Annotated in this window: 16 protein-coding genes; 9 read left to right on the forward strand and 7 right to left on the reverse strand. The window is 47.2% G+C overall.

Going from position 1 to position 23,524, the window contains the following annotated elements; translation table 11 throughout:
- Nucleotides 1-296: 296 nt before the first annotated feature.
- Complete coding sequence (locus QZ938_RS08655) at nt 297-1,529, reverse strand: DUF3747 domain-containing protein (protein ID WP_293144416.1); 1,233 nt, start codon at nt 1,527-1,529, stop codon at nt 297-299.
- A gap of 243 nt (nt 1,530-1,772) precedes the next feature.
- On the opposite strand from QZ938_RS08655, the gene QZ938_RS08660 reads away from it, so the two are divergent.
- Nucleotides 1,773-1,928: a hypothetical protein gene (locus QZ938_RS08660; protein WP_293144413.1), complete on the forward strand. Its 156-nt coding sequence runs from the start codon at nt 1,773-1,775 to the stop codon at nt 1,926-1,928.
- 39 nt (nt 1,929-1,967) lie between these two features.
- Here the strand turns inward: QZ938_RS08660 and QZ938_RS08665 are convergent, their stop codons facing one another.
- Nucleotides 1,968-2,960: a ribose-phosphate pyrophosphokinase gene (locus tag QZ938_RS08665; RefSeq protein WP_293144410.1), complete on the reverse strand. Its 993-nt coding sequence runs from the start codon at nt 2,958-2,960 to the stop codon at nt 1,968-1,970.
- A gap of 161 nt (nt 2,961-3,121) precedes the next feature.
- On the opposite strand from QZ938_RS08665, the gene QZ938_RS08670 reads away from it, so the two are divergent.
- The 5 genes from QZ938_RS08670 to QZ938_RS08690 all read left to right on the forward strand — a co-directional run bounded on the left by QZ938_RS08670 (nt 3,122) and on the right by QZ938_RS08690 (nt 8,511).
- Nucleotides 3,122-3,382, forward strand: a complete 261-nt coding sequence (locus tag QZ938_RS08670; RefSeq protein ID WP_293144407.1) for a hypothetical protein — start codon at nt 3,122-3,124, stop codon at nt 3,380-3,382.
- An 80-nt stretch (nt 3,383-3,462) separates the two neighbouring features.
- A complete protein-coding gene (locus QZ938_RS08675; RefSeq protein ID WP_293144404.1) occupies nt 3,463-3,921 on the forward strand; it encodes a GatB/YqeY domain-containing protein in 459 nt (152 codons plus the stop codon).
- 450 nt (nt 3,922-4,371) lie between these two features.
- Nucleotides 4,372-6,069 (forward strand): serine/threonine-protein kinase, encoded by a 1,698-nt coding sequence (locus tag QZ938_RS08680; RefSeq protein WP_293350839.1) that lies wholly within the window; start codon nt 4,372-4,374, stop codon nt 6,067-6,069.
- 58 nt (nt 6,070-6,127) lie between these two features.
- Nucleotides 6,128-6,835 (forward strand): dethiobiotin synthase, encoded by a 708-nt coding sequence (gene bioD, locus QZ938_RS08685; RefSeq protein WP_293350842.1) that lies wholly within the window; start codon nt 6,128-6,130, stop codon nt 6,833-6,835.
- 464 nt (nt 6,836-7,299) lie between these two features.
- A complete protein-coding gene (locus QZ938_RS08690; protein WP_293144392.1) occupies nt 7,300-8,511 on the forward strand; it encodes a M20 family metallopeptidase in 1,212 nt (403 codons plus the stop codon).
- Between the two features lie 236 nt (nt 8,512-8,747).
- On the opposite strand, the gene QZ938_RS08695 is transcribed toward QZ938_RS08690, so the two are convergent.
- Together QZ938_RS08695 and QZ938_RS08700 are read right to left on the reverse strand one after the other, a co-directional pair.
- Entirely contained in the window at nt 8,748-9,728 is a 981-nt protein-coding gene (locus QZ938_RS08695) for an aldo/keto reductase (RefSeq protein ID WP_293350845.1), read from the reverse strand.
- Nucleotides 9,729-10,052: 324 nt separating this feature from the next.
- Nucleotides 10,053-11,369: a glycoside hydrolase family 10 protein gene (locus tag QZ938_RS08700; RefSeq protein WP_293144386.1), complete on the reverse strand. Its 1,317-nt coding sequence runs from the start codon at nt 11,367-11,369 to the stop codon at nt 10,053-10,055.
- A 279-nt stretch (nt 11,370-11,648) separates the two neighbouring features.
- On the opposite strand from QZ938_RS08700, the gene QZ938_RS08705 reads away from it, so the two are divergent.
- From QZ938_RS08705 to QZ938_RS08715, 3 genes are all read left to right on the forward strand, one after another.
- Nucleotides 11,649-12,926 carry an FAD-dependent oxidoreductase gene (locus QZ938_RS08705; protein WP_293350848.1) on the forward strand — a complete coding sequence of 426 codons (1,278 nt, stop codon included), beginning with the start codon at nt 11,649-11,651 and terminating at the stop codon, nt 12,924-12,926.
- A 404-nt stretch (nt 12,927-13,330) separates the two neighbouring features.
- Nucleotides 13,331-13,489: a hypothetical protein gene (locus QZ938_RS08710; protein WP_293365445.1), complete on the forward strand. Its 159-nt coding sequence runs from the start codon at nt 13,331-13,333 to the stop codon at nt 13,487-13,489.
- A 145-nt stretch (nt 13,490-13,634) separates the two neighbouring features.
- Nucleotides 13,635-18,506 carry a CHAT domain-containing protein gene (locus QZ938_RS08715; RefSeq protein ID WP_293350851.1) on the forward strand — a complete coding sequence of 1,624 codons (4,872 nt, stop codon included), beginning with the start codon at nt 13,635-13,637 and terminating at the stop codon, nt 18,504-18,506.
- Nucleotides 18,507-18,906: 400 nt separating this feature from the next.
- Here the strand turns inward: QZ938_RS08715 and QZ938_RS08720 are convergent, their stop codons facing one another.
- From QZ938_RS08720 to QZ938_RS08730, 3 genes are read right to left on the reverse strand one after another with little or no spacing between them, the layout of a single operon-like run.
- On the reverse strand, nt 18,907-22,416 hold the full coding sequence (locus QZ938_RS08720; protein WP_293350854.1) for a GAF domain-containing protein: 3,510 nt from the start codon (nt 22,414-22,416) through the stop codon (nt 18,907-18,909).
- 52 nt (nt 22,417-22,468) lie between these two features.
- Nucleotides 22,469-23,080 (reverse strand): hypothetical protein, encoded by a 612-nt coding sequence (locus tag QZ938_RS08725; protein ID WP_293350857.1) that lies wholly within the window; start codon nt 23,078-23,080, stop codon nt 22,469-22,471.
- On the reverse strand, nt 23,077-23,334 hold the full coding sequence (locus QZ938_RS08730; protein ID WP_363318804.1) for a RusA family crossover junction endodeoxyribonuclease: 258 nt from the start codon (nt 23,332-23,334) through the stop codon (nt 23,077-23,079). The genes QZ938_RS08725 and QZ938_RS08730 overlap by 4 nt, the downstream gene beginning before the upstream one ends.
- Between the last annotated feature and the right edge of the window lie 190 nt (nt 23,335-23,524).

Genomic DNA, 23,524 nt, shown 5'->3' on the forward strand with positions numbered 1-23,524 from the left:
ATGCAAAAATTAGGTTTTCTAACTGACGCACCCTACAATAATCACTGACTATTGTATAAGGTGCGGATCCATCAGATTGTTAATTGAATGCGAGAGATTGTCCATGGATCCGCACCCTACAAATACTATGGTGCGTCGCCATTAGATTGTTAATTGAATGCGAGAGATTGTCGATGGATCCGCACCCTACAAATACTTTGAAGCACCTGCCTTTAGGCAGATTGTGATAAGAACGGAATTTAAATCTCCGTTCTTATCACTTCGCTGTCAACTGTCAACTGTCAACTGTCAACTGTTTACTGAGCTTTAACGCACTTCAGCATCCGCAAAGTAGCTGCCGCCGCGTAATTCCGCTTTGCCGCATCATCGGGAGCAAAACGAGTTCCAACTTCGTTAACAGCGGAAGCAACAGAACAATAAGCAGACATTTGAGTAATAATCGCAGCCGCCCAATGATTTTGAGTGTCTGAAAAAGTTTTAGGCGGCTCTTTTCCAACTAAATTTGGCTGCATTCCCCGCGCCGACAAACCAAATTCTGATGCTCTCCGCAGCACCGCCATCAATTCAGCGCGAGTCACTGACTGCATAGGTTTAAAAGTTCCATCTTGATAGCCGCTAACTATTTTATTGTCCCGCGCAAATTGAACTTTTCCGGCACTCCAACGCGTGCTATCAACGTCGCTATAAGGCCGAGTAGAAACATTGTTAGGAAATGTGATGTTAGCACCTTGGATTCCTTTCAATGATTCCAATACTAAAGATACCAATTGCTCTCGCGTAACGGCAAGCTGCGGCCGAAATGTATTATCTTGAGCAAAGCCGGCGACAAACCCAAGGCCCACAGCTTCTTTAATTTCGGGAGCGTAGATATCAGTAGCAATATCTCTGAATGTAGAAGAGCCAGTATTGCCTCCGGTATTTCCGCCGGTATTTCCGCCGGTATTTCCGCCAGTATTTCCGCCAGTATTTCCGATTTCTCCCGGTGCGGCTTGACTGCTAGTGAAATAAAAGTGACCTAATACTTTCCCTTGATAAGTTCTTTTACTAAAGCGCCAAGCCGGATCGAGAGTGATTTTCATAAAGCCGTTAGTATTGCCGTTGGTGCGGCCGATAATTATCGCTTTACCGTTCGGATCGCTGGGAATTCCCATTAATAGCACATTGCCATCAACACTTTGCAAGATTAGGCTGTATTTTAATGCTAAATCGGTGCCTGCCATGCGAATGGAAAAGCCGTTGCTGTCTGTGGCGCGGCCGCAAATGCCGGTGAAGTCAAAGGTAGCTAATAACGGATCGACTGTCACGGGATTAGAACCGCTTTCGCTCCAGCACTTCCGTCTGTCTGTGACTTGTTCTACTATGAGTAATTGGTAGCCGGTCAAACCGCCTGGTTGGGCGATCGCAATTACTCGATCTTGGTTAATTTCGGTTTCGTCAAAACTATATGCTTTCGCCGGAGCGATCGCCCCGAGTGTTAAAATTGCTGAACCGACAAAGGCGGCCGCTGCTCGTACCAGTGAATGTTTCATAGTTTTTCCCTATTTACCCCTTATTTTGGTCAGACATCTCTAGAAGATGAAAAAGTCGCGGTCTTAAGACAACAAGATAGAATTTTACCATTTGTTGTTCCAGCGATCTCAAGCGCGATCGACTCCGGTGAGATCGGATGATATCGTTTCCGGTTGCATCGGAATGATTTAACCTTACTAGGGCGCAGAGGGCACAGAGAGAGAATAGAGAGATTAATACAGGACGATGCTACCGGATTTGATATGATACTGCAATGCGATCGCATCTGCTGTTACGATCGCGAGCGGGGACGATCGCACTACAGGAAACATATTATGATTCGGATGCCTGTGGAAACGATATTTATTGCGGGAAAGAGCGCAATCTACAAAAAAAATGGTGCGTTAACAAGCGTGTAACGCACCCTAAAACAAATATTGAAAACGTGCTTTCTCTAGCTAGCGGAACATACTGCTAACAGAACTATCTTCGTGAATCCGCCAAATAGTTTCGCCCAGCAAATTCGCTACCGAAAGCACCGTCAACTGCTTGAATCGGTTCTCTTCAGGTACGGGAATTGTATTTGTAACAATTACCTCTTCCAAAACTCCGCTAGACAAACGCTCGATCGCCGGAGGTGAAAAAACTGCATGAGTAGCACAAGCATATACCTGTCTCGCACCTTGGCGGCGCAACAATCTGGCGCCTTCGGTAATCGTCCCCGCAGTATCGATCATGTCGTCCACCAACACGGCTGTTTTGCCCTTGACATCCCCGATGACGTTCATCACTTCAGCGACGTTGTGAGCTTGGCGGCGCTTGTCAATAATTGCCAGGGGAGCATCGCCAAGCTTTTTGGCAAAAGCTCTCGCTCTAGCGACTCCGCCAACATCCGGCGAAACCACAACAATATCCGTCAACTGCTTGCTTGCCAGATAATCCAACAGCACCGGCGAACCGTAAACATGGTCGAAAGGAATGTCAAAATAACCTTGAATCTGAGCTGAGTGCAAATCCATCCCCAAAATGCGACCGGCCCCAGCTTCAGTAATCAAATTAGCCACCAACTTTGCAGTAATCGACTCTCTTCCGGCCGTTTTGCGGTCTGCTCTAGCATATCCGTAGTAGGGAATCACAGCAGTAACTTGTCTTGCCGAAGCGCGACGACAAGCATCGATCATAATTAATAATTCCATGAGGCGATCGTTCACCGGACAGCAAGTAGGCTGAATTAAGTAAACATCGCAACCCCGAATCGATTCTTGAATTTGAACGTAGAGTTCCCCATCAGCGAACCGCTTGCGAACCATCGGCCCCAAATCGATCCCCAGATAGCGAGCCACCTCTTGGGCGAGGGGAACATTAGCAGAACCGGAGAACAGCCGCAGACGGTCGTGAGCAGAAACCGGCGGCTCGGGAAGCGGAAGCGGTAAAGTAGCAGAACGGATCACAGCAGGCCTCTTGCAAGACGTTTATTTAATCGCCATCTTACCATCTGAAATTAGAAATGTTCAGCCAATATTTGGAGAGATTTAACTTTCGGGGTGGCGGCAAGTGTTAACTTAGGCGAACGAAAAATGACTTGCAGAAATATCTCTCATAAACAGAGTTTATGGCGGGCTGTGCACAGAGGGAAGAAGCAAGAGGGAAGAGGGAAGAAGCAAGACCCAAAAAGCAAGACGGCGAGGAAGAAGCACTAAAATCAAGGGTTTCGGCAATGTCAGAACGCCCGCAGCGCATGGCCCGAGGCCTAAAAATTTTGTTTGGCATCAATGCCCGCGCCTGTACTCTAGGTGCTGCCGCCCCAAATAGACTGTCTCTCACCGAAGCCATCCGGGTGCAAGACGATCGAAACGCCACCAACAGGCAATAAACTTGCAAAATACTGTAAAAAAAGTTAAGAATCGGAAGCATACTCCTGATTTTTGATATAGCAAAGCAAGGTAGACATCGATGAGCTTAAGAGAACGTATTGACGCAGAAATCAAAGCAGCGATGAAGTCCAAGGACAAAGTTCGCTTGGAAACTGTTCGTGGCATCAAGAAAGTTATTCTCGAAAAAGAAGTCAGCCTCCGTCCCTCCGGACAAGAGACGCTGACAGAAGCTCAAGAATTGGAAATTTTGATGCAGATAGCGAAACAGCGCCGGGATTCGATCGATCAATACCGCAAAGGCGGCCGCGAGGACTTAGTGGTACAAGAGGAGGCGGAGTTGGCAATTCTAGAAGAGTATTTGCCGGCGCAGATGTCTGATGAAGAGGTGAGTCAAGTGGTTGACGAGGTGATTGCTTCGGTGGGCGCTACTTCTGCCAAAGATATGGGCAAGGTGATGGGCAAGGCTATGCAGCAGCTTAAAGGCAAAGCAGATGGTAACAGAATTCAAGAGATGGTGAAAGCAAAGCTGAACAGTTGACAGTTGACAGTTGACAGTTGACAGCGTTAATCAATTGACAGTTGGCAGTTGACAGTTGACAGTTGACAGTTGACAGTTGACAGTTGACAGTTGGCAGTTGACAGTTGACAGTTGATTTGTGGTAGGAAGGCAGTTGGTAGGAAAGCAGTTGTCCTCACAGTCAGAAAGAATTTAGCAGCAAATCTCCTGCGGTTTCTCTTTGCGGACGGGGTTTAGGGGTCGATCGCAAAGCAACCGCAGGGGGTTTGTCCCTGCATTGAGTTAGAGGTTGTCCCTGCTTGACTTGGAAAAAATTCAATTTCTCAAAGTTGCTCAAAAAAACGTAAAATGCTAACTTTGGTCGGGATTGGGAACTACAGCCAGTGAAGTAAGCTCTTGGGCATTTAAAGACCTAGGATTAATAAGTCTGCCAGCGATCGTCTATTTTTTAACAATTTCTACTTAAAACTTATGCAGCCACCTATTGCTATTGGAACTCTCCTACAAAACCGCTACCGCTTGGTAAGTATTTTAGGTCAAGGGGGATTTGGCCGGACTTATTTAGTAGAAGACGAGGGGCGGTTTAAAGAACGCTGCGCCCTCAAGGAATTGATTCCGATGCAAAGCGGGCCTTACGTTTTGGAAAAATCGAAGGAATTGTTTCAAAGAGAGGCGGCAATACTTTACCAAATTGCCCACCCCCAAATTCCCCAGTTTCGGGCAATATTTGAAGAGAATCAACGTTTGTTTTTGGTGCAGGATTACGTGGAAGGGATGACTTACCGCGAACTGTTGCTCGATCCTTCTATAAGTCGCACCTTCAGCGAAGCCGAAGTTTTAGTATTTCTCCGACAAATGTTGCCGGTACTGGCTCACATCCACGCCCGGGGCATCATCCACCGCGACATCTCGCCAGAAAATATCATCCGCCGCGAAAACGACCAACTGCCGGTACTGATTGACTTTGGAGTGGTGAAAGAACTCGCTACCAAAGTTCAGTCTCCCGAAGGAACAGCCCACGCGACAACTGTGGGTAAAATTGGCTACGCGCCAATGGAACAGTTGCAAAGTGGACGCGCTACGGCTAGCAGCGACCTGTATGCTTTAGCTGTAACGGCGATCGTCCTGCTGACAGGCAAAGAACCGCAGGAATTGCTGGATCAAACAACGTTGCATTGGAATTGGCAGCAGCAAGTACAGGTGAGCCCTGGTTTGGCTTTGGTGCTGAATCGGATGTTAAATCGCTCTCCGGGCGATCGATATCAATCTGTCAGCGAAGTCGCTCAAGCACTTGACGCCCAAACTAATCCTAACCCTCAATCTAACGCGCCCACTGCACCACCAGCATCAGCAGTCGTGCAGCCCAATCCTTCGCTAATCGCAACTGTAGCCGTGGGGAGGCCGCTCGAATCCGAGCCGATGGTGCCCCTAAGTGCCGGCCCGCAAAACCAGCCAGATCCGCTAATTGAGCCTGCTGGTGGCTCTTTTTGGGACAATCCCGCCGCTGCGATCGGACTGCTAACGGGCTTAGTCATCTTGACAGGCTTTGGTTCCTGGGCATTAGTAGGCTCGTTTCTCAACAGCAAACCGAAGCCCACAGCCACTCCGACACCGCCATCAGTCATAACTCCGGCGCCGAGACTAACTCCGCTTCCAACCCCGCAACCTTTACCAAGCCCAACTCCAGAACCTTCACCAAGCCCAACTCCAGAACCTTCACCAAGCCCAACCCCAGAACCTTCCCCGGAAATCACACCAGAACCTTCGCCGGAAATCACCCCAGAACCTTCGCCAGAAATCACACCATCGCTACCACCTGAACCAACGCCAGCGCCAGAACCCACGCCAACACCTGAACCGACACCCGCGCCAACTCCCGCGCCGAAACCGACACCCGCGCCGACACCCGCGCCGAAACCGACACCCGCGCCAACTCCCGCGCCGAAACCGACACCCGCACCGACTCCCGCGCCGAAACCGACACCCGCGCCGACACCCGCACCCAAACCGACTCCCGCACCAACTCCTGCGCCGACTCCTGCGCCGACTCCTGCGCCTTCACCGTCACCGGAACCCGCACCGACTCCTGCGCCTTCACCGGAACCCGCACCGACTCCTGCGCCTTCACCGGAACCTGCACCAACTCCCGCACCTTCGCCTTCACCCTAGTTCTGGCAAAATTCCTCTAGACTTAAGTTGAAGCCAATTACTTACTAGCTATTCGCCAATGAACTCGCTGCTGATTGCTGGAACTGATACTGACGCGGGCAAAACTGTTTTGACCAGTGCTTTGGCTGCTTATTGGCAAATGTATTTTCCCGATCGCAGTTTGGGAATTATGAAGCTGTTGCAAACCGGCACGGGCGATCGAGAACTCTACACCCGTTTGTTTAGCCTCGACCAATCCCCCGAAGAACTCAATCCGCTGCACTTTAGCGCGCCTCTAGCACCGCCAATTTCTGCCGAACGCGAGGGGAGACCGATCGAACTCGAAAAGGTTTGGACGGCGCTGCAAAGCCTCACTGAGCGCAAGAAGTTTGTGCTGGTGGAGGCTTTGGGAGGGCTGGGTTCGCCGGTAACGCGGGAACTGACGGTGGCAGATATTGCCCGAGATTGGCGGCTGAGAGGCGTTTTGGTGGTACCTGTGAGGTTAGGTGCGATCGGGCAAGCTGTAGCAAACGTTGCCCTCGCCAGACACACTGGTTTTCAGCTTAGAGGCATTGTCCTCAATTGCCCTCAAGCTTGTTCGGAACAAGAAATTGCCGATTTGGCGCCGATCGATTTAATCCAGTCTCTGACTCAAATTCCCGTGTTGGGTACTTTGCCACATTTAGACGATCCAAATGACCTGAAAAAATTAGCGGCATCAGCATCAGAATTAGATTTAGAGCGGTTACTTCCGGGGGCAAACTTAATACCTCAGATTGCTAAATAACCGTATTCTAAATACTTCTGTTTTCCAATCTTCTCTTTCTCTGCGTACTCTGCGGCCTCTGTGGTTAAAAAATAAGATTTTATTTGAACCGCAGAGAACACAGAGAGCACAGAGAAGAACAAGAGAGAGTTTGACAAATTATTTAACTGTTTTTCATCTTCTCTTTCTCTGCGTACTCTGCGGCCTCTGTGGTTAAAAAATAAGATTTTATTTGAACCGCAGAGAACACAGAGAGCACAGAGAAGAACAAGAGAGAGTTTGACAAATTATTTAACTGTTTTTCATCTTCTCTTTCTCTGCGTACTCTGCGGCCTCTGTGGTTAAAAGATAAGATTTTATTTGAACCGCAGAGAACACAGAGAGCACAGAGAAGAAAAAGAGAGAGTTTTACAGATTGTTTAACTGGTTATCTGGTAGAGTCAGTTAAAAAGTAAACAAATAACAACTAACAACTAACAACTAATATGGTTTCTACTTTACCCAATTTAACAGATGTCGATTTATCTCAATTGCGGCTGGAGATTAGAAATTTGCAGCCTCAGCTAGTCGAATGGCGGCGCCGCTTGCACCAAAAGCCGGAGTTGGGTTTTGATGAGAATTTAACGGCCCAGTTTGTCTCGGAAAAGTTGCAGGAATGGGGAATTGAGCATCAAACTAATATTGCTAAAACGGGTGTTGTCGCAACTATCGACAGCGGGAAGCCGGGGCGAGTTTTGGCAATTCGGGCGGATATGGATGCTTTGCCGATTCAAGAGGAAAATGAGGTGGATTATCGATCGCAGCATGATGGTATTATGCACGCTTGCGGTCACGACGGTCACACTGCGATCGCCCTGGGGACTGTTTGTTATCTCGCCAAACACAAGCACAGTTTTTCGGGTAAGGTAAAGTTCATCTTCCAGCCCGCCGAAGAAGGCCCGGGCGGCGCCAAACCGATGATTGAAGCCGGAGTTTTGCAGAATCCTGATGTTGAGGCGATCGTCGGCTTGCATTTGTGGAACAATCTACCTTTAGGGACTGTAGGTGTCCGCAGCGGCGCGCTGATGGCGGCTGTAGAAGTTTTTGATTGCACGATTTTTGGCAAAGGTGGGCACGGTGGAATGCCACATCAGACTGTAGATGCGATCGTCGTTACAGCCCAAATTGTCAGCGCCCTACAGGCAATTGTCGCACGGAACGTTGACCCGATCGACTCAGCGGTAGTCACTGTCGGCAAATTCCACGCAGGGCACACCCACAACGTCATCGCCGACACCGCCCAAATCGGCGGCACAGTGCGCTATTTCAATCCCAGATATCGAGGTTATTTCTCTAAGCGAATCGAGCAAGTAATTGCCGGAATTTGTCAGAGTCACGGCGCAACTTACCAACTAGATTATTCTTCGATTTATCCGCCAGTCATCAACGATTCCAGCATGGCTGACTTAGTACGCAGCGTGGCAGAATCGGTTGTAGAAACTCCTGCGGGAATAGTACCGGAATGTCAAACAATGGGCGGGGAGGATATGTCATTCTTTTTGCAAGAAGTCCCCGGCTGCTATTTCTTTTTAGGTTCGGCAAATCCCGAGAAAAATTTGGCTTTCCCGCACCACCACCCGCGTTTTGATTTTGATGAAACTGCGTTGGGGATGGGTGTAGAAATGTTTGTGCGCTGCGTAGAAAAGTTTTGTAGTTAGCTTTCTTCATAGGTTCGTAGTGAGGACTTCAGTCCTCTCTTTGATGCGGACTAAAGTCCTCACTACAAACCGGGTTATCTCGTTTGAAAGATATTCTGCACCATTGCGTAGAAAAGTTTTGCAATTAGCTTTCTTCATGGGTTCGTAGTGAGGACTTCAGTCCTCTCTTTGATGCGGACTAAAGTCCTCACTACAAACCTCTTTGATGCGGACTAAAGTCCTCACTACAAACCGGGTTATCTCGTTTGAAAGATATTCTGCACCATCTTCTTATCTACACTTGCCGCCGCCTTATCCAATTCTGCAATCTCCCCCGAATTCAACTCCCAGCCCAAAGCACCAATATTCTCGGCCGCCTGCGCCGCCGATTTCGCCCCAGGAATCGGCATCGTTTCTTTGCAGATACACCAATTAATCGCTACCTGCGAAACAGTCTTGTTTCTGAAAGCCGCTATTTCTCGCAAACAGCCCAAAAGCGATCGCATTCCCGGTAATAACTGCTTGCACGCCAAACCTCTGATACCCTTAGGAAGAGCGCCATTTTCCGAATATTTCCCAGTCAGCAACCCCAACGCTAAAGGACTGTAAGCAATCAATTTTATCCCCAATTCATCGCAAACATCTTTCAATCCGAGTTCTGTTACTGGATAGGTAGAAAGTAGCGAATATTGCACTTGTAAAGTTACAATAGGAACTTGCCGCGAACTAAATCTTTGATGCACCCATTTCAAGCGTTTCGGCCCGTAATTAGATAAACCCACTCCCTTGACCAATCTTTGCTCGTAAAGGTCTGCCAAACCGTCCAAAAGAACCCCCTCTTGCCAAGGTGCATAATTGGCTGTAGACCAGTGCATTTGCACCAAATCCACATTCTTTCCGAGCCGCGAAGCCGAGGCTTTTCCAGCAGATATCATGGATTGTCGCGTCAGTCTCCAAGGATAAGCCGCTAGTTTTGTCGCTATACAAATATTGTCTTGATTTGCACCTTGATATTGTTGGGAAAACTGTCCTAAAAGTTGCTCGCTGCGTCCGTTTAATTTCCCGGTTCCGTAGGAATCACCTGTATCAAATAAAGTGACTCCATTGTTAACGCAAAGATTGAACGCGGCTTGCAATTCGTCGTCCATGCTTTCATCGTAACCCCAGAGCAATCTGTTGCCCCAAGCCCAGGTACCGCAGCCCATTTTTGGTAGTATAATTTTTTGATTGTTTGACATTTTTATTGATGATTAATGATTGATATTAGGATAAGGTATACTAGACAAGATTGCCTAAGTCTTCGATTGAGCCTTCAACCGCAGATGTCAGACAGATGCAACACAGATGCAACGCAGATAATTTCAGAGTGTTTTCCGATTTTTGCAATTCAAGTCTACTGAACACGCGAGGGGGGACAGCACTAGGAAGAGATTGAGGAATGATATTATTTTCGCTTACATCCGAACAATAATTTTCCGATTTTATTGCTGTCCCCGCTCGCGCAACCTTCGCTCGCGAGGGCTACAATATCCGGATGTAACCGGATTTGATATGAGGACTTTTTACTTTTTAGATGTGGTTGGTGAGGGCGAAGGTGGGCTGTTTTTTGTAGGTTGTCCTGGCTTATTTTTGGGGTCGGGTTTGGGTGGGGGCGGCGGCGGAAAAGTTGCCGCGCGTCTGGGTATTTGTAGCGCTGTGCGGAATGCAGAAGACGGGAAGAAGGCGCTAAATTGAGAAAGTCTATCTGCAATTGGTTCGGGTGCATCTTCCCACAAGCTTTCGTAGTAGAAGAAAGCGGCACCTAAGCCGTATTGTTGGACTGCTTGCACCTGGGATTTAATTTGCCCTATCGCTACTGGCCGATTTCTTAAACCTGTCATAATCCCAACTCCAGTGGGAATTTTTTGCTGTGCTTCTCGCATTTCTGGACGGTTAATCTTGTCCACAAATGATTCTAGGTTGGGACGGTACACTTGCACGATCAATTCGTCGGCAATATCCAAACGCACCCACGCCAGCCAATCTTGCAGGTGATGTTTGTAAGCAAATTCGTAGTAATTGGGAGAAATCGAGAAAATTGCCTTGGGTTTGGCTGCTTTGACGGCTTGATTTAGTTGCGACATAAAAGCGGTGATTTTATTAGCTCGCCATTTCACCCATGCTGGATCTTGAGAGTCGCTTGGAGGTGCTTTTTTCGTTTCTTTGGTATACAAAGCTACTGTGTATTCATCATAGCCAAATTCTGAGGGCAAACTCATATGGTCGTCGAATTGGATGCCGTCGGCGTTGTATTGGGTGGTGATTTCTAGTACGAGTTCGGTAATAAATTTCTGAACTTCGGGATGAAAGGGATTGAGCCAAACTACTTCGCCGCCTGCACCGTTTGATGTTTGAGTGCCGTCTTGTTTTTGAGTCAGCCAATCGGGATTGTTTAATGCTAATTCTGAGGTGGGAGGAGTCATGAAACCAAACTCGAACCAAGGAATTACTAGCAGGCCTTGGCGGTGGGCTTGGGCGATTAAATCTCCGATCATATCTTGTCCGTCTAACCCTCTATAAACAAAGGGTTGAATGTCTCTTTTTTGGGCGACTGGGCTGGGATACATTGCATAGCCAGAGTTCCAAACTACGGGATAGATTGTGTTAAAATTTAATCGCTTTAATTGGCTGACAGCCTCGGCTACTTTGCGCCTATCTCTGAGGATGTCTTTGTCGTTTGTCGTCATCCAAACTCCGCGAATTTCTTGGCGGGGTTGCTGGGCGATCGCGCCGATCGCATTATTGACCAACAATACTATAATGAATGAGAGGGCAAACAGCAGTGGGAACAAACGTTTAATCGATGGCGACCAACTGCGAGGCACGATCCGTAATGTCATAATTATCAATGGTGAGTTAGCTTTCAAACACACCCCGGCATAATTTGGCGATCAAATTTGCTCGCTCTACAGTCTACAGCCATTTGTGCTGAATGTGCGATCGTACAATCGCTGAAAATCTGCGATGTAGGCGGGGGGTAAGTGAGAGCATTTTGTCAAAAGTGCTGGCCAATCTTAATTACACACCGCCAGCTCTCCTGACCGGACAGTCCTGTCTGCGGAAGTGCAAGTGCTGTACAATATCGTGGAAAGGAATATTTCGATCGAACATTTGTAATTGTGAAAGATTTAGTCTTAATTGGCGGCGGTCACAGTCATGCTATTGTATTGAAAATGTTCGGCATCAAACCGCTGCCCTCCGTGCGGTTGACTCTGATTAGCGATGTCCTGTACGCGCCTTATTCGGGGATGTTGCCGGGACACGTTGCCGGGTTTTACGATTATGATGAATGTCATATCGATTTGCGATCGCTCGCCGAATTTGCCGGGTGTCAAATATTGGTCGATCGGGCGATCGCGATCGACTTTAACAAAAATTTAGTAATTTGTCAAACACGCCCTCCAATTAACTTTGACGTGCTGTCTGTGGATATCGGCAGCACTCCCGCGACTATATCTGTGCCGGGTGCGGCAGAATACGCAATTCCAGCTAAACCTGTACCGGAGTTTTTAGCTAGCTGGAATCAGTTAATCTCTGCTACGCAAAACTATCGAGAAAAACCTGTACGAATCGCGATCGTTGGTGGCGGCGCGGGCGGCGTAGAATTAGCATTGAATATGCAATCTCGTCTTGCGAAAAAAGAAAGGTTCGGCAACGGATTTAACGGATGGATATTGAGGGAAGACGGAAGAGTCAATCAAGAAGAATTAGAAATTCATTTGTTTCATAGCGGTGCACAATTGATGCCTGCACACAACAAACGGGTTCGTCGCCGCCTGAAAGAAATTCTGATTAGTCGCGGCATTCAACTGCATCTAATGGAAAAAGTCAGTGCTGTAGAAAAGCAAGAAATGATGCAAATAACATCCGATGCCCAATGCCCAATGCCCAATGCCCAATGCCCGATGCCCGATGCCCGATGCCCGATGCCCGATGCCCGATGCCCGATGCCCATTTACCAAATATACTGTGAATCTGGTTTGAAAATTGAGTGCGATCGCATTTTTTGGGTGACACAAGCATCCGCCGCCCGTTGGATCGGAGAATCGGGTTTAGCAACTGACTCAAACGGCTTTATGCAAGTCAACGATTGCCTGCAATCAGTCTCTCATCCCAACGTATTTGGGGCTGGAGACATCGCGGCGATGGTTAATTATCCCCGTCCCAAAGCAGGCGTGTTTGCCGTGCGTCAGGGCAAACCGCTGTTTGAAAATTTGCAGCAGTTTTTATTGGCAAAACCGCTGAAACCCTTTATACCGCAGGAAAAATATTTAGGCTTAATCGGTACTGGGAATAAAAGGGCGATCGCATCTCGCGGATCGTGGATGTGGGAATCATCGCTACTGTGGTACTGGAAAGATTGGATCGATCGCCAATTCATGCAAAAATTTAGTTGACAGTTGTCAGTTGACTGTTGACAGTTGTTATGGCAAGAGATTACCAATTCCCGATTACCAATTCTAAATCTTTCTGAAAAAGGCTATATAGCCTTTCTCAAAAAGGTGAGGTATGACTGACAGCTTACATAACAGGCCTAAACAAAGAGGGTTCGCATCCCAACAACGTACCTCATCTTTCTAAAAAAGGCTATATAGCACTTCTCGGAAAGATGAGATATTCACCAATTCACGAACAATTTCCCAATTCTCGAACCTCCCAATCCTTGAATCCCATAATCTGAGGAGCGAGTTATTTCGTGGTTTGACTGCTATTCTATCCAATCAGTGCGCTACGAAAGCGATCGTTTGGTCAAGACACCTGCTACAGATAAATATTAAATCTGCATGGTATTTCCTATATTATGGCAGCGGGTGCTTTGAAAGTGCGATCGACTGAAGGAGGCACCCTTGGCACCCAGGAGACAAACCCCCCATGCTGGCGCGCGATCGACTTTTTTAAGTTTATTGGCACTTTCGCGGAACATTACAGCTCAAACAAAATCAAAACTACTATAGATTAGAATCGGGAATCGGGAATTGGGAATTGGTAATTGGGCATTGGGCATCGGGCATCGGGCAAACAGGGAATTGGGAATTGATAATTGCTCCCATGATAACTGACAACGGACAACTGACAACGGACAACGGATAACTGACAACTGACTAATGACCTATTTTCGCTCTGCTTTAATTTTGACATTAGGTTTTTGGCTGCTACCGATAGCAGTGCGATCGCAATCTGTCGTTCCGGCGAATGACGGCACTAATACTGTTGTCAATCAGGAGCAAAATCGCTTAAACATTAGCGGCGGACAAGTGTCGGGAAACGGCGCCAATCTCTTTCACAGCTTCAGCCAATTTAATCTCAGCGAAGGTCAAATCGCAAATTTTCTCACTAATCCAAATATTCAAAATATTTTAGGGCGGATTTCCAGCAGCAATATTTCTGTCATTAATGGTCTGATTTCTGTAAGCGGCGGCAACTCAAATTTATTCTTGATGAATCCGGCGGGAATTGTCTTCGGTCAAAATGCCAGATTAAACGTGCCTGGTTCTTTTTTCGCCACAACTGCTACAGGTATCGGTTTCGGCGATCGCTGGTTTAATTCGGCAGGAATTAATGATTATAAAGCTTTACTGGGAAATCCCAATCAATTTAATTTTAATAACTCACAAGTCGGTGCAATTGTCAATGCAGGAAGTTTAGCAGTTGGCAATGGTCAAAATTTAACTTTGCTGGGCGGTACAGTAATTAATAGCGGGCAATTGTCGGCGCCGGCAGGTCAAATTACGGTGGCGGCTGTTCCGGGACAAAATGCAGTCCGCATCAGTCTAACGGGTAACTTATTGAGTTTAGAAATTACTCCATCTTTGCCGTCAGAAAAATCTGCGATCGCCCCGGCTGCTTTGCCTCAGTTGCTGACGGGCCCAGGAGTAGCTTCAGCCACAGGTTTAACAACCAACGCACAAGGTGAATTGGTACTGACGGGCGGGCAAACAGTGCCGGTAACTGCCGGAAGTGCGATCGTCTCGGGTACTGTAAATGTATTTGCTCCTGCTGGCCAGACTGGGGGCACGGTAAATATTTTAGGTGAAAAAGTCGGACTGTTCGGCGCAAATATTAATGCTTCGGGGACTGATGGCGGAGGTGTTGTCCGCGTCGGAGGCGGTTTCCAGGGGCTCGAACCGCTGCTCAATGCCCAGGTAACTTATGTTAGTCCTGATTCTACGATCGCCACAAACGCGATCGACCGCGGCAACGGTGGCACAGCCGTAATTTGGTCAGACAATACCACTGGCTTCTTCGGCAATATTACTGCTCGCGGCGGCACTGCCGCAGGTAACGGTGGCAGAGTCGAAGTTTCCGGCAAAAATGCTCTAACTTTCCAAGGACAGGTCGATACTCGCGCACCTAACGGGGCGATCGGCAATTTGTTGCTCGATCCGTCAAATATTACCATCGTCAGCGGTAACGGCATTCCCAGCGCGCGATCGACTGGCGGGGAACTCCAAGCCACAGGATCGCTGGCTGAAACATCGATCTCAGACGCGCAGTTGGAACAGATGGCTGCTGGCAGCAACGTAGTTTTAGAGACTCCGGGCTTCATCACCGTCGAAGATTTGCCCGACAACCAACTTTCCCTGCAAGCGAGAAGGGGAGACAGCGTAACATTTAGAGCCGGCGGAGTGTTTTTTGTCAACGATCCCAACGATTTAATCGAGACTCAAGGTGGCAACATCAACATTTTTGCCAGCAGCATCTCTCTGGGACGGGTGAATGCCAACGGTGGCAACATTGCTCTCACTGCTAACGGCATTGACTTCAGGGGCGGCAACAATTCCGTCAGCAGTGCGGGGGGAACAATTAGCTTGCAACCCAACGACGGCAGACAAATTCGGATTGGTGGCACCGGGGATAATTTAGGGATTTTGGACTTAACGGCAACGGATATCGCTGCTTTGGCAGGGGATTTTGGCTCGATCGCGATCGGGCGTCCCAACAGCAGCTCGATCGCGATCGTCACACCCATTACCTTCAACAGTTCGCTGACACTTCAAGGCAACTCAATCGCGATCGACAATCCCCTGAGAACAACCGGTAGCGCTAGTTTGACTCTCGACGCGTCCCAAACTGCGATCGGCGCCAACATTTCGACATCCGGCGCCGATCTCACTTTGACAGGCAACTTCTCCCTGAATGCTGATGTAGCTTTGAGCACTCAAGCTCGGGGCAACATTCTGTTCTCCGGCAACCTAGACGGAACTCGCGCCCTGAGACTTGACGCTCAGCGAGTGCTGTTCGGCGGTACAGTCGGTCAAGCTGCGCCCCTAGCTAGTTTGACTGTCAACGGCCGCACTACCGAGCTATCCGGTGCGATCGCGACTGCGGGCAACATCACTTTCAACAGTGCCGTCACAGTCGATCGCACCGCCACCCTCGCCGCCAGTACCGGCAATATCACTTTTGCCAATACCCTCGACAGCACCCCCGATGGCGCAAATAATTTGACCCTGCGCGCTGGCGGCAACATTACTTTTGGGGGCTCCGTCGGTCAAACTCAGAGCTTTGGCCAGCTCTCGGCTGACGCTGCTAGCATCACGGCGACTTCGAGAATTACCGCGCGCAATTTGACCCTAAACGCCCGAGATCCGGCTACCCTCGGAGGGGGCAACAGGGCCAGTTTACCAGCCGATATCAACGCAGGAAACCTACTCTTAGAAGGCAATTTAAGGACGGATGGCGGCAGCATCAACCTGCAAGCAACTCGCGAATTGAAAACTGGCAATATTACCTCCAACGGCGGGAGCATTCGAGTTGAGGGAAATACTGTTACTGTCGGTGCGATCGACTCTTCATCAGCAACGGGAACAGGCGGCGCGATCGCACTCAAAAGCAATGCCGGCCCTTTAACTGCCGGCTCTGTGAACGCTTCGGGAGCGATCGGCGGCAATATTGACCTCACCTCCCAAGCCGGAATTTCCGCTCTCGATCTCACCTCCCGCGGCACTCAGAGAAACGGTGGCACCGTCTCCCTCAGCGCGACTGGTAACATTCTGTTGGGTTTTATCGATGCTAGAGGTGGCCAACAAGACGGCACAGGTGGCAACGTTGATGTGACAACCCTCGGTTTGTTTCGATCGAACAATGTGTTCACCGACGATACATCTGGCAATGTTTCCAGCAGTATTTCTACTGCCGGAAGTGCCAGAGGCGGCGCGATCGCAATTCGGCACGGCGGCGGTAGCAATCGACCATTTCTAGTTGGCGGCGCGATCGACAATGGAACCAAGGGAAGCATTAATTCTGGCGAGGGAAACACCATTTTCCCCAGTCTTGCTTTTGGGGAAACTTACACCCAAGGAAGTTTACCAAATCTGATTTCCCTGATCGCACCAACTCCCGCACCAACTCCAACTCCAACTCCCGCACCAACTCCAACTCCCGCACCAACTCCCGCACCAACTCCCGCACCAACTCCGGCATCAACTCCCGCATCAACTCCAGTGTCCGTAAATCCTGAGCCTGGGCGATCGCTTCCGGCATCTTTGCAAGTAGAATTGCGATCGCCAAATCGAGACAAGCATTCTCCAATTAGCCCGGATATTTTCACTCCTTCTCGCAGATACGATGCGGCAGGTTCGGGAGTGTTAGCATTTGAGAGAACCTTCACTCGCGAGTACGAAAAACATCTAAAACTGCCCGCCAGAATGCCGATAACTAATATGTCGGTAATTTACGAAACTCTTCGCAAAAACGAACAAATTACCCGCGTAAAATCGGCAATCATTTATATGAATTGGGTCAGCGGAACCAACGGGGCAGCGAAAGAAAATAGTTCGGTGCTGGTGGCAAGTCGGAATTTATCTAATGTATTTCCTGCAATCAAAAACCTCACATCCGAGTCTCCTATATCCTTAGAAAACAAGTTAGGAAAGAGCCTCCAACCAGCCGACAAAGAAATTTCCGATATCCCTAACGGGGAGCAGTTAGAATTAGTGTTAGTCACAGCCAACGCTCAACCAATACGCATTTTAGTTCCCGCAATAACCCGCTGGCAGGTATTGCAACTAGCAGAATCCCTGCAAAGCGAAATAACTAATCCCAGAAGAAGAAACAGCATCAGTTATTTGGATGCAGCCCAAAAGATTTATCGGTGGTTAATTGCGCCAATAGTGACAGAATTGGCAGCTTTAAAAATTGACAATTTAATTGTAATTCCGGCAGCAGGTTTGCGAAGCTTGCCCTTTGCTGCCCTTCACGATGGAAAACAATTTTTAGTAGAAAAATACAGCATTAGCGTCATCCCGAGTCTGAGTTTGACGGATACCCGCTACGAGAATATTGCTGACGATGAAGTTTTGGCGATGGGCGCGTCGGTATTTCAAGATAAAGCGCCATTACCGGCGGTACCGGTGGAGTTAGAGTCGATCGCGCCGCCCGATCGCGGAAAATCATTTTTGAATCAAGATTTTACCCTCAGAAACTTACAAGCTCAGCGGGCAAATCATCCGTTTGGTATCATTCATTTAGCAACTCACAGCGAATTCCAGCCCGGGCAACCGACTAATTCTTACATTCAATTGTGGGATACTAAGTTGCTCATCACTGAAATGCCGAAGTTGGGGTGGAATGAACCGCCAGTGAATCTCTTAGTTTTAAGCGCGTGCAGTACCGCTTTGGGCGACGAAGAGGCAGAGTTGGGGTTTGCGGGTTTGGCGGTAGCTAGCGGTGCGCGATCGGCTTTAGCGAGTTTGTGGGAAGTCAGCGATGAGGGAACTTTGGGGCTGATGACAGGGTTTTACCGGCAGTTGCGCGCCCCCAGACGCGAGGGGAATGTGACGATTAAAGCCGAGGCTTTGCGGCAAGCGCAATTGGAGATGCTGCGGGGGCGCGTGCGGATTCAAGACGGGCTGCTGCGAGTCGAAGGGCTGGCTTTACCTCTAATTTTGCCTCCGGAAATTGCCGCGCGGGGCGATCGAATCCTTTCCCATCCCTACTATTGGGCCGCCTTCACCATGATTGGCAATCCCTGGTAAGCGAGGTACGTTGTTGGGCTTTAGCCCTCAGAAAGAAGGACTAAAGTCCTCACTACGAACCTGGGCATCCTTCACTATAATTGGCAATCCCTGGTAATATCAAATCCGGTTACATAGGAATTATTAATCTGGTGCATCTCATTTTTGAAAATATATTTGTAGGGGCGAAGCATTTCGGCAGTAAATCTGTGGTTCTGGTTCATAAATTATGTGCCGAAATGCTTCGCCCTTGCCAAATACCAGATGCACCCTATTAATCTCTCTATTCCCTCTCTGTGTTCTCTGTGTCCTCTGCGGTTAAATCATTCCGATAAAACCAGAAACGATATCATGAGTAATTAGTTTGTAGTGAGGACTTCAGTCCTCAGAAAGAAGGACTAAAGTCCTCACTACGAACCGGCTAATCACCGCCGATCGAACTCAAATTATTTCGCAATGTTTGTTCCTGCCGCTTAACCGCCGCTAACAATTCTGCATTTTGCAAAATCACCCCCACTTGATTGTTAAAAATTTTCATATAGTTTTGATCGCTTTGGTCGAAACTTGCCCGAAAACGCTCCGGCACATTTTTCTTCGATAATTCAATTGATTGATCGTCGCCATCCGATTTGATTTTATTAATTAACTGTGTCACAGCAATCAACTCCCCGTCTGGATTCCAAACAGGCATACAAAGCAAGCTACAAGTCCGATATCCGGTTTTTTCGTCCGTCTTTTTAGAAGTTTCAGAACCCGGATAATCATAAAGATCGAACGGTATATTTAAAGGAACTCCCATTTGGGCCACCTGCCCTACATAACCTTGCCCGATCGCCACACGCAACTCAAAAAATGTACCGTCTGGCAAAATAATCTTTGTCCACAATTGATTGGCATCTCTATCTATTACCCAAAAACTGCTGCGATCGGCATTCATCAATTCTTTAGCCGATTCCATCACGCGTTGCAGGATCGAATCAATTTCTAAGCTGCTTTGGCTGACAGAACGAGTAGCCGCCATCAACGCAGCCGCAACTCTTTGTCCTCGGGCTGTTTTGTGAAAGGTACGGAAACTTTCTAAAATCATTTGAATCAAATTCGCGTCTTCGGCAAACCGCTGTTCATCCAGTTTTGTAAACCCTTCCAAATCAATTTTTTCTTGCAAGGACAAGCTGGAGCGATCGATTTTTTTGATTTTATTAATTAGCTGAATTACAGCTACTAAATTACCCTCGTCATTTAACAAAGGAAGTGTTAACATAGTATAAGTTCGATAGCCATTTTTGATATCTAATGCTTTTGCCGTTTGCGAACGCGGATCGTCGTAAAAATCAAACGGAATATTGATGCTTTGTTTGGTAGAGGCCACATGACCGACAATACCTTTATCTGCGGGAACGCGAATTTCTAGCGATCGATCGCCCTCAGCATCGGCTTCAGCAATAATCGACCAAAACTCATTTTTTTCTTCGTCCAGCAGAAAAATGCTAGTGCGATCGGCATTCAAAGACTTACCCATTTTCAAAGTAATCGATCGCAAAGTAGCATCCAGAATATCATCAAAACCCTGACCGTCCATCACCTGATTTAGCATTGCCAGAGTTTGGCTGACCACATTTTGCGGGTGGTCTTCTGCCTGCTGTTTCATCGCTGCAAATTGTCTCGCATTGTGCAGTGCCACCCCAACTTGAGTGTTAAAAATTTGCATATATTTTTGACTGTTAGCATCAAAGCTGTCTTGAAAGCATTCCGGTGCTTCCGGCCAAGTTTCCGGGTCATATTCTGGGAAATCTCCCGGTCTTCTTTTGTTAATTAATTGAGTGACAGCCACTAATTCACCGTCAGGACTGCAAACAGGCATACACAGCAAACTGCAAGTACGATATTTTGTTTTTTGGTCAGTTTGTTTCGCGGTTATTGATTCGGGATGTTCGTACAAATCGAACGGAATATTTACAGGTTTGCCGCTGTCAGCAACTTGACCCGCAAAACCTTGTCCTACTTCGATCCGGAGTTCGCGAACCGAGCCATCTTCAAAGCGGATTTTTGTCCACAGTTGCCCTGTCTCGCGTTCTAACAGCCAAAGAGTGCTGCGATCGGCATTCATCAATCTTTTAGCAGCCTCCATCACTTTAGTGATAATTTCTTCCGAATCTAAGCTGCTTTGAGAAACCGATCGCGTTGCTTCCGTTAAAGCTTCCGAAGCTTGCAATCTTTGAGTTAACTTATAACAAGATTGACACCTTTCCAACAACCGCTGAATAGCTGGAACATACTCTCCGATCAAAGTACGATCGACTTCTGTAAACCCTTCTATCTCGACTTTGTCAGAAAAATTTCCTGCCGGATCGTGATGTTTTTTTAACTTATTAACTAACTGCACAAAAGCAAATATATCTCCCTTTTCATTCAACATAGGTGAGGTTAAATTGCTGTAAAGTTTGTAACCAGTCTTTTTATCTTGCTCTTCCACGACATCGGAATACCAAATTTCCGATAAATCGCTGGGAATGCTGACAGCTTTTTTATAAATAGTCACTCTGCCTGCTGTTGGATTGTTTGCCATAATTTGAATCTTTGTCGAACTGCTGTTTGTCGTTCTGGCAATAATCGACCACAGTTCATTTTTATCTTTATCTATAAAAAATATTGAAATGCGATCGACACTCATCAATTCCCCTAGTTTAATAGTAATCGAACCCAAAATTTCATAGAGCACATCCTCAAAATCTCTGCCTTCCATACTGTTGAGCATAGATAGGACTTTGTGTTCTTGATGTGCAACTAATTGTTTAAAGTCTGGTTGGAGAGCAGCCAAAGCTTTTTTCGTCCAATTTCGATTAAATACAGAGGCATAAATTTTATTATAAATGCTTAAAATTCCCCCTCTTTTCACAACCAAACCAGACAATCGCAGTTCCATTTGTTCGAGGCTTTCATCAGCCGGAATCTTGGCTTCGCTACACGAATCAGAAGCAATTAAAATTTGCTGGTAAATTTTCAGCAAATTTTCGGTACGCTGTCCGCTTCTGAGAATGCGATCGCGAATTGTTTTCAAATGTGGCGGTTCGTCTTGAACTTCCCAATTATCAATAATTTGCGTCTGCACTAAATTCTCAACCCAGTCTCCAATCGAAGATTTATCCTGAGGGATTTTTGCCGGAAAATTTTCGGCTTGTTGCCAAATATAGTTGCAAATCTTTTGAGTTAAAAACGGCTGTCCTCCCGTCCAAATCAGCACATTTTCTACAACAGACTCAGGATAGCTAACTTTCCCTGCTAAACCTTGTACCAAAGGTTGAGCTTCGTGCAGTTTAAAGCCATACAATTCGACAGCGCGACCGAGATTAAAAGGCGTACAGTATTTATCTTGAATCAAGTCCGAAGGAGTCGCAACCCCCAGCAAAGCAAAAGTCAGGCGATCGAATTCATGGCAAGCACGAATGAATGCAAAAAAGTCATCCGCCCGAAAATTCAAACTCAAAATACTGTCTATTTCATCAATAAAAATTACAATTTTACCATGAACATTTTCTAGTAAAACTTGTTCAATAAACTCGCTCAAGCGCTGTACGGGCGGCAAAAATTCTCGCTCCCGCACCCACGATCTCAAATTCAAATCTAGCTTAAAACTGGTAACTAAACGCCTGATTACCCCCGCATACCACTGATCGGGATTGATATCTTGAGAACCGATTTTAGTTAGATCGATCGCCGCACAAGCAATACCTTCTGCTTGCAATTTGTGCATAGTTCGCACGCGCAAGCTAGTTTTACCCATCTGGCGAGAATTCAGCACGTAACAAAAGTCACCATTTGTTAAGCCTTGATAAAGTTCAGAATCTGCTTGTCGCACTACATAAGTGGAAACATCTAGAGGCAAATGTCCACCAACTTTGTAAGTGTAGGCTGAGCTTTTTTCTTGATACATAACCTGTTTTAAATGAGTAGAATACACAGCCGATCGCCCTTTGAGAGCCTAATTACCCTTCAACTTGTCCAGATTGACTTAAAAGACGCTGCAATGCTTCAAAAGCACGGCGCGCCAAATTCAGTTCAACAGTAACTTTTTCTCGCTGAAAAATCACGCGATCGCGAATTTGCAGCGCCGCCACCAAAAACTCATAATCCTCCCCATTCATCAAACCATGAGCGAGGAATGTTTGAGCCAAAATTGGCGGTTCTTGAATTTCAAAATCAATCGAGTGGTGTTCGGCTACCATCCGCATCACTGATTCAGTAATCGAGCCGATCGAACAAGTAGCGAGTTCAAAATTACCCTTTCCGATCATTTCTGATGCTCTTACCATGTAAACCTGAATATCGTATAGATCGTGCTGGCGATAGTCATAGGAGGGTTGCATCATCTCTTCTTCGGAAGTCTTTTGACTTTTTGACTCAGGAGGACGCGGTTTTAGTGCTGCGATGACAGATTCTTGAACCGTACAAATAATCAAGTCTATTTCCTGATTTTGAATAAACTTTTGCCAGTCATAATTCCTCTGCCTTACTAACACTTGATAACCTTGCTGGCGATATTTATCGACAATCTCTGCAATTTCTGTTGCTTCTAATTTTTCTATGGCTGCTATCATTGATTTAGCTCCATCGGCTCGGTTGGTAGGTCAATTTTAACATAGATAAATTCTTGGGCCGCAGCTAAAGCTTCAGCTATCAAAGGAGATATCGCAGTAAAATCGAGGAATTCCGTAAGTTTGCGCCGTTTTACAGTGAGATCGGTAACTTGTCTGTCATCCACGTAAACTAAAATCTTCATCGCATCTACAATCGGCTTGATAATGTTATCTAAATCAGATATTTGAGTAATGCAATAGTGAGTGATACCAATTTAATGGGTCGTTGCACATATCTCGATCCCCCTAAATCCCCCTTAAGAAGGGGGACTTTGAAAAGAATCTTGTCCCCCCCTTATTAAGGGGGGTTAGGCAGGGTGGATTAATTGTCAGGGGGGAATGTATGATAGAACAGGTAATCAAGTCTGCCCTGTCCGGGTAGACTATCCCTTCTGAAATGAATTA

The organism is Microcoleus sp. CAWBG27 (assembly GCF_020883145.1).
In the GTDB taxonomy this organism is placed as follows: domain Bacteria; phylum Cyanobacteriota; class Cyanobacteriia; order Cyanobacteriales; family Microcoleaceae; genus Microcoleus.